The sequence below is a fragment of the Cellulomonas soli genome (genome assembly GCF_052036975.1).
Classification (GTDB): domain Bacteria; phylum Actinomycetota; class Actinomycetes; order Actinomycetales; family Cellulomonadaceae; genus Cellulomonas; species Cellulomonas soli_A.
Genome location: NZ_JBQIAR010000026.1, coordinates 1 through 7104 on the forward strand (window position 1 = coordinate 1; position 7104 = coordinate 7104).

9 protein-coding genes are annotated in these 7104 nt (G+C 74.6%); 5 read left to right on the plus strand and 4 right to left on the minus strand.

The window, feature by feature from the left end; translation table 11 throughout:
• Nucleotides 1–77 precede the first annotated feature (77 nt).
• The gene (locus tag ACTHAM_RS17260) at nt 78–494 is read right to left on the minus strand and encodes a hypothetical protein (protein WP_440689744.1); all 417 of its coding nucleotides are present in this window, start codon (nt 492–494) and stop codon (nt 78–80) included.
• Between the two features lie 130 nt (nt 495–624).
• Here ACTHAM_RS17260 and nth point away from each other — a divergent pair, with 130 nt between their 5' ends.
• On the plus strand, nt 625–1350 hold the full coding sequence (nth, locus tag ACTHAM_RS17265) for an endonuclease III (RefSeq protein WP_440689746.1): 726 nt from the start codon (nt 625–627) through the stop codon (nt 1348–1350).
• Here the strand turns inward: nth and ACTHAM_RS17270 are convergent.
• From ACTHAM_RS17270 to ACTHAM_RS17280, 3 genes are all read right to left on the minus strand, one after another.
• A complete protein-coding gene (locus tag ACTHAM_RS17270; protein ID WP_440689748.1) occupies nt 1340–2290 on the minus strand; it encodes an alpha/beta fold hydrolase in 951 nt (316 codons plus the stop codon). The genes nth and ACTHAM_RS17270 overlap by 11 nt on opposite strands.
• An 11-nt stretch (nt 2291–2301) precedes the next feature.
• Nucleotides 2302–3624, minus strand: a complete 1323-nt coding sequence (nhaA, locus tag ACTHAM_RS17275; protein WP_440689750.1) for a Na+/H+ antiporter NhaA — start codon at nt 3622–3624, stop codon at nt 2302–2304.
• A gap of 112 nt (nt 3625–3736) precedes the next feature.
• On the minus strand, nt 3737–4459 hold the full coding sequence (locus tag ACTHAM_RS17280; protein WP_440689752.1) for a winged helix-turn-helix transcriptional regulator: 723 nt from the start codon (nt 4457–4459) through the stop codon (nt 3737–3739).
• Between the two features lie 118 nt (nt 4460–4577).
• Here ACTHAM_RS17280 and ACTHAM_RS17285 point away from each other — a divergent pair, with 118 nt between their 5' ends.
• From ACTHAM_RS17285 to ACTHAM_RS17300, 4 genes are all read left to right on the plus strand, one after another.
• Complete coding sequence (locus ACTHAM_RS17285; protein WP_440689754.1) at nt 4578–5321, plus strand: hypothetical protein; 744 nt, start codon at nt 4578–4580, stop codon at nt 5319–5321.
• A 3-nt stretch (nt 5322–5324) separates the two neighbouring features.
• Nucleotides 5325–5954, plus strand: coding sequence for a thioredoxin family protein (locus ACTHAM_RS17290; protein ID WP_440689756.1), 630 nt, complete (start codon nt 5325–5327; stop codon nt 5952–5954).
• Nucleotides 5955–6109: 155 nt separating this feature from the next.
• On the plus strand, nt 6110–6616 hold the full coding sequence (locus tag ACTHAM_RS17295) for a DUF4395 domain-containing protein (protein WP_440689758.1): 507 nt from the start codon (nt 6110–6112) through the stop codon (nt 6614–6616).
• A gap of 313 nt (nt 6617–6929) precedes the next feature.
• Nucleotides 6930–7104 (plus strand): FABP family protein (locus tag ACTHAM_RS17300; protein WP_440689760.1); only part of this gene is annotated, 175 nt, incomplete at its 3' end.

Here is a 7104-nt window from a genome sequence, read left to right on the forward strand (position 1 = left end):
CCCCGGGGCGGAGGTGCACCGGAGGCATGGCCGCAGATCAGCGACCGTTCACCGGACAGTCTGCCCCATCGCGGTGGTCATCCGCGGCCCGGGAGCTCCGTGATCGCTGCCAGGGTCGATCCCGGGTGGGATGCCAGGTGGGAGGCCAGGCGGTTCGTGGTGGTCTGCAACGCCTCCTCGACTCCCGCCTCGTAGAGCGCCAGCCGGGAGTCCAGGTCACGCAGCTCGTCGACCCGCGCCAGCTCGGCCGCCGGGTCCGGCCCGTCGAGCACCGACCGCAGCTCGCTCCCGCGCGGCACGTGCACGCCGACCTCGATCGGCAGCTGGAACGCGACGTCCTCACCCAGCGGCGGAGGGCTCGAGACCCGGGCGACCGCGAGATCCAGGCGCGCCCGGACCAGCCGTCGCCACCAGGCCACCCGCGCACGCTCGGCGCGCAGCGCACGCCGGTCGAGCCGCAGGTCCACGACCTGCTGGCTGTCCATGAGCGTCATGTCTTCCCCTTCGTCCCCTGCTGGGTGCGTCGACCCGCGGACCGTGCGGCTTGAGGTCCTGCACCGCATTCGCGCGGTCCCAGGCCCCGGCGTTCACCCCGTCGGAGCAGCGGGAACGTACGCTGCCGGTGTGGATGAGCTCGCAGGGCCCGGTGCACGCCGCAGGTTCGCGGACGAGACGCCGTTGGCGCGCGTGCGTCGCGCACGACGCGTGCTCCGGGCGTTGGGTGAGCGATACCCCGACGCCCGGTGCGAGCTGGACTTCCGCAACCCCTTCGAGCTGCTCGTCGCCACGGTGCTGTCCGCGCAGACCACCGACGTCCGGGTCAACCTCGTCACCCCGGAGCTCTTCGACCGCTACCCGGATGCGGCGGCCTGCGCCGCGGCCGACGTGCGTGAGCTCGAGGACATCCTGCATCCGACCGGGTTCTTCCGTGCCAAGGCCCGCTCCGTGATCGGCATCGGCCAGGCCCTCGTCGACCGGTTCGACGGCCAGGTGCCCGCACGGCTCGAGGACCTGGTGACGCTGCCCGGGGTAGGACGCAAGACCGCCCACGTGGTGCTCGGTGACGCGTTCGGCATCCCCGGGCTCACGGTCGACACCCACGTGCTGCGGCTGTCGCGGCGGTTGGGCTGGACGGACTCCGACGACCCGGTCGTCGTCGAGCAGGAGGTCGGTGCGCTCGTCGAGCGGCGCGACCTCACCGTGCTCTCGCACCGCCTGATCTTCCACGGGCGGCGCACCTGCTTCGCCCGCCGGCCGGCCTGCGGTGCGTGCCCCGTCCAGCGGGAGTGCCCGTCCGCCGGGACGGGTGAGCTCGACCCGGTGCTCGCGGCCGCGATGGTCAAGGACTGACGGTCGCCGGCAGCAGCCCCAGTCCGGCCAACCAGTCGAGCAGCAGCCGCGTCACGTGCTCGGGCACCTCGTCCGGGAGGAAGTGACCGGCCTGCGGCGCCAGCTCGAACCGGTACCGCTGACCCACCAGCGCACGGGTCTGTGCCGACAGGGGTGCCGTGCGTGCCGGACGCAACCCGTCGCGACCGCCGTGCACCTGCAGCACCGGCAGCGGGGGAGCGGAACGCAGGGCCGCCAGGTACCGGCGACCGTCGGGGCGGACCGAGGAACGCGCCAACCAGCGCAGCTGCTCGAGCTGGCTGTGGGCGGCGAACGGCACCCGCGCCGCACGCCGGTACGTCTCGGCCGTCGCCGCGTCGAGCCACCCGGGTGCACCACCCCACTCGGTGAGCATGCGGGTGACGAGCATGCCCTCCGTCATGGCCCGCTCCGGGAACGACGGCAGCTGCGCGAACGCCAGCCGCGGCAGCGCCCGCAGCCGCAGCGCGCGAGCACCGGCGGCACGCTGGTCGATCGGGTGGGGAGCGCCCAGCACCCCGATGCCGTGCAGCACCTGCGGGTGGGTGCCCGTCATGGTCCAGGCGATGTCGCCGCCCGTCCCCGAGCCGATCACCACCGCCCGCTCGGAACCCAGCGACCGGATCACCCCGGCGACGTCGGCCGCCAGCGTCGGGCAGTCGTAGCCCTGCGGCGGCTTGTCCGACGAGCCGGTGCCGCGCACGTCCATCGCGGCCACGCGGTAGCCCGCGGCGGCGAGCTCGGGGATCTGCCGACGCCAGGCCCACCAGAGCTGCGGGACGCCATGCAGCAGCACGACGAGCGGCGTGTCACGGTCGTCGGGCCCGGCCACGGCCACGTGGAAGCGGGCGCCGTTGGCGGGGACGAACCGGTGCTGCCAGGGCCCGTCGAGCAGGAGCGTCGAGGAGTCGACCGTCGTCATCGAGAGTGAACCTAGCCGTCCGCGGCGGCCACGTCACCCGAGTCGACCCTTCGGGCGTGCCGCCGACCGCGCGCCGCCAGGGCGGTCGCGCCCAGCAGGGCCGCCGCGGCGGACGAGGCGAGGATCGCCACGACGACGTGCTCGTGGGTCGAACCGTCGCCGAACGCCAGCTCGCCGACCAGCAGCGAGACGGTGAACCCGATGCCACCCAGCACACCGATGCCGAGCACGTCCCCCCAGCTCAGCCCGGGTGCGAGCGCGGCGTGCGTGAACGTGGCCACCAGCCAGGTGGCCGCCAGGATGCCCAACGGCTTGCCGAGCACGAGCCCCAGCGCCACGCCGAGGGCCGCCGGGTCGGCGAAGGCCTCGCCGAACGACCCGGCCGACAGCGGCACGCCCGCGGCGAACAGGGCGAACACCGGGACGGCGAACCCTGCCGAGACGGGCCGCCACCGGTGCTCGAACCGTTCGGCGAGCGACTCCTCGGGCAGGTCGGGCAGTCGCAGCGCGCGCTGGGTCGCGGCCGGTGAGGCCGGCACCACGAAGCCCACCAGCACCCCCGCGATGGTCGCGTGCACGCCCGAGGTGTGCATGAACGCCCACGCCGCCAGGGCGAGCGGCACGAGCAGCAGCGGCGACGTCCACCCGCGGCGCAGCACGAACCACAGCACGGCCACGGCGGCGAAGGACGCCGCGAGCCACCCGAACGCGACCTGATCGCTGTAGAAGGCGGCGATGACGATGATCGCCAGCAGGTCGTCCACGACCGCGAGCGTCAGCAGGAACGCACGCAGCGCCGACGGCAGGTTCCGGCCGACCAGCGCGAGCACCGCCACGGCGAACGCGATGTCGGTGGCCGTCGGCACCGCCCACCCCTGCGGTGCCCCGTCGGGTGCCGACAGGTTCACCGCCAGGTACAGGCCGGCCGGCACGAGCATGCCGCCCAGCGCGGCGACGATCGGCACCACGGCCGTGCGCACGTCGCGCAGCTCGCCCACGACGATCTCGCGCTTGAGCTCCAGGCCGACCACGAAGAAGAAGATCGCCAGCAGCCCGTCGGTGGCCCACTGGCCGACCGTCAGGTCCAGGTGCAGTGCCGCGGGCCCCACGACGGTGTCGCGGACCTGGGTGTAGGACTCGCCTGCCGTGTTCGCCCACACCAGCGCCACCACGGTGCCGAGCAGCAGCAGGACACCGCCGGCGCGCTCACCGCGCAGCGTGTCGAGCAGGTTCCGCTCGGCACCAGGGCTGAGCGCGGCGAACAGGCGGCGCACCGGCCGACGGTCCGACGACGGCGCCGACGGGGCGGGAGGGGGCGGTGGGGACGCGGTCATGATCGGCCTCCGGGCAGGGGTCAGCGGACGCCGACCAGGCTTCCCGGCACACCGAGAGCCACCGTACAGGCCCGGTCAGGGCGCAGCGCGGGCCACGCGGACCCGGTCGGGCTCAGGCGTCGGCCGTGAGCTCGCTCTGGTCCTCGATCGCGACCCGGCGCTCCTTCGGGGGGTCGAACCGGTAACCCACGTTACGCACGGTGCCGATGAGCTGCTCGTGCTCGGGGCCGAGCTTGGCGCGCAGCCGCCGCACGTGCACGTCGACCGTGCGGGTGCCCCCGTAGTAGTCGTAGCCCCAGACCTCCTGCAGCAGCTGGGCCCGCGTGAACACGCGGCCCGGGTGCTGCACCAGGTACTTGAGGAGCTCGAACTCCTTGTAGGTCAGGTCGAGGGGGCGCCCGCGCAGCCGGGCCGTGTAGCCCCCGGCGTCGATGGTGAGCTCGCCCGAGCTGATCTCCTGCGGGGCGTCGTCGTAGCCCGCGGCCGCCGACCGCTCCATGACCAGCCGGAACCGGGTCTCGACCTCGGCCGGGTTGGCGGTCTCCAGGATGATGTCGTCCGCGCCCCACTCGGCGGTGACGACCGTGAGGCCACCCTCGGTGAGCACGAGCACCAGCGGAACCATCAGCCCGGTCGCCCGCAGCAGGCGGCACGTGGTGCGCGCGTTCACCAGATCGCGGCGCGCGTCGAGCACGACGATGTCCGCGTCCGGGGCATCGACGAGTGCCGACGGTTCGACAGGAAGGACCCGGACCCGGTGGGAGAGCAGACCGAGTGCCGGGAGCACCTGCGCAGAGCCCCCGGACGCCGGAGTGAGGAGCAGCAGATCTGCCACCGATGACCTCCTGGCGTGCGAGTGGGGACACGGTACCGCTCCCGGACGCTCGCCCGTGCCGACCGTCCGGCGGCGAACGGGTGGACGTGTCCCGGGTGGTCGTGGGCCGTCTGCGAGGATGTCGCCCGTGCATGTCGCCACACGCTCGGTCGTCACGGCCGTCCTCGCCGCGCTCGTCGCTGTCGCGGGGTACTTCGGCGACCTCCCTGTCGCGGTGCTCGCCGGTGTGCTGGCGCTGGTATTCGCCCTGGGCTGGCCCGCGCTGCTGGACCTGCCGTACCCGCCCGGGTCGTCGGCGGTCGTCGCGCTGGGCGGCATCGGTGGCGTGGTCGCGGTGCACAGCGCGATCGAGCAGCCGTTCCTGAGGTTCCTGCCCGTGGTCTTCGCCGGGGCGATCCTGCTGGCCTTCATCAACGAGATGCTCCGCCGTGACGGGCGGCCAGGGCTGGTCGAGTCGGTCTCCGGCACGGTCGCCGGCACCCTGGTGGCCATCTCCGTGGCCGGATGGGTCGCCACCGGACGCACGCCGGGCGGTGAGGGGCTCGTCGTGACGGGTGCCCTGGCGCTCGCCGTCGCCGCCGCGGCGTCCGTGCTGCGGCTCCCGCCGTGGACCCGCGCGATCGTCACCGCTCTGGCAGGTGCCGCCGCCGGGACCCTCGGTGCCCTCGCGCTGCCCTCCGTCGACCGGGTGGCCGGCGCGGTGCTGGGGCTCGCCGTGGGAGTCCTCATGGCCTCGCTGAGCACGCTGTTCCACCGGGTGCCCGCCCTCGAGCGGCGCACGCCGGCGCTGGCCGCGGTGACGCTGCCGGTCACCGTCACCGGGATCGTCGTGTACGTCGCCGGCCGGGTCCTGGTGGGCTGAGCGGTGACGGCGCGCGTGCTCGTGGTGCTGGCGGTGCTGGCCGTGGCCGCCCTGCTGGGGCTGTGGTGGCGTGCGCGCAACGGCCGCTTCACGGCCGTCGACCCGACGGTGCTCGCCGCGGCGCACGTCACGCAGGCCGAGGCGCAGGAGCACGCCGCGGCGACCACGCTCACGCACGAGCGGATCGCCCCGGCCGAGCTCGGTGCCGATCTGGGTGCGCGGGCCACGTTCGTGCAGTTCTCGTCCGAGGTGTGCAGCCCGTGCCGCCGCACGCACCAGGTGCTCACCGAGCTCGTGGCCGAGCACGACGACCTGGTGCACGTCGACCTCGACGTCACCGAGCACCTCGACCTGGTGCGGCGGTTCGGTGTGATGCGCACGCCCACCACGCTCGTCCTCGACGCGCACGGCGGCGTCGTGGGCCGCATGTCCGGCGCGAGCGACCGCCGGCACGCCCTCGCGGCGCTCGACGCGGTGCCCGCTGCTGCGCCCGTCGCCCCCGCCGTGCCGGCTGCCCCTGCCGCCGATGCCGCTCCTGCCGCCGATGCTGTTCCCGCGGCCGGTGCCGCCTCCGACGCCGGTGCCGCTGAGGGCTGTCCGGACGCGTGTCCCGGCGGGGCCACCGCCCGCTGACCGCGTCGCCCCCGGGCGACCGACGGCCGGGTGGCGGTGTCCCCGGCCCCCGCGACCACCCCGTGGTCGCGCCGCACGCGTCACCCGCCGGGACGCGTGTGCCCGCCACCCGCGCAGCCCCGCCGCCGCGCACCCTCAGACCTCAGGAGACCCCCATGTCCGACACCACCCCACAGCACCCGTCCGGCCCGCCCTCCGCGGGCACGCCCCGGCCCACCCGTCCTGCCGGCATCGACCCCCGCGGTCCGCGTGTCGGGGCCGGCATCACCGCCGTGCTGCTCGTCGTGGTCCTGCTGCTCGGCAGCGGCACCCCGGCGACCGTGCTGCTGACCCTCGTCGCGGCGAGCTTCGCGCTCGGCGTCGCCCGCGGTGCCCAGGGCACCTGGCAGGGGCAGCTCTACGCGCGTCTGGTGCGCCCGCGCCTGGCGCCGCCGAGCGAGCTGGAAGACCCTCGTCCGCCGCGTTTCGCCCAGCTCGTCGGTCTGGTCGTCACCGGGGTCGGGGTGCTGCTGGCCGTGCTCGTCACCCCGGTGGCCGCGCCCGTCGCCGCAGCCGTGGCACTCGTCGCGGCGTTCCTCAACGCGGCATTCGGCCTGTGCCTCGGCTGCGAGCTGTACCTGCTGGGCGTGCGGCTGCGCGCCCGGACCGCCCGCACGGCCTGACCGCCGGTCGTCGCGGACCGGGCCGACACCCGGTCCGCGGCCTCCGGACGGCCCGTCACGACGTGCTCGCGGCCACCAGGGGGCGCCCCGCCGTCGTCACCGGAACAGGGGAGGCCCCAGGCTCGTTACCATCAGCGCATGAGTGCGCTCGAGGGAGTGTTCATCGGCCTGCTGGTGGCGGCCACCCTGACGATCGGCTGGTTCGCCGGCCTGGTGGTCTATCGCCTGTACCGCGGCGGTCGATGAACGTCGGGCGCTGACGCGTCCGACGAACGGTGCCGGGTGGTGCGACCACCCGGAGGGAAGGCTGGTCATGGCATTCGTGCTGCCCGAAGGGCTCGCCCCGGAGGTCTACCCGCTGGCCTGGCTGGTCGGTCGGTGGCGTGGTCCCGGCGTGGTCGGGTACCCCGGCATCGAGGAGACGACCTTCGTGCAGGAGGTCGTGTTCGACCACGACGGCGGGCCGTACCTGTCGTACACCTCGACGA